This window comes from Marinobacter sp. UBA2498, assembly GCF_002341575.1.
Classification (GTDB): Bacteria; Pseudomonadota; Gammaproteobacteria; order Pseudomonadales; family Oleiphilaceae; genus Marinobacter; species Marinobacter manganoxydans.
Map to the genome: position 1 here is coordinate 79,273 of NZ_DDOI01000117.1, position 234 is coordinate 79,506.

Here is a 234-nt window from a genome sequence, read left to right on the forward strand (position 1 = left end):
TGATTGTGCTGGGTGAGGTGGCGAAGCAATACGATCTGTACACCAAGATCACCGGTGGCCAGCGCGTGGACCTGTTCGGTGCCACCCTGAGCCAGTTGCCAGAGATCTGGGAAAAACTGATTGCCGCCGGGTTCGAGACCGGCCATGCCTATGGCAAGTCACTGCGTACCGTGAAGTCCTGCGTTGGCAATACCTGGTGTCGCTACGGCGTTCAGGACAGCGTGGGCATGGCGA

The 234-nt window shown here is 59.4% G+C and carries 1 protein-coding gene; it reads left to right on the forward strand.

What is annotated here, in order from left to right; translation table 11 throughout:
* On the forward strand, positions 1-234 hold a 234-nt coding region (locus B2W52_RS16520; RefSeq protein WP_286803764.1), incomplete at both ends, for a hypothetical protein.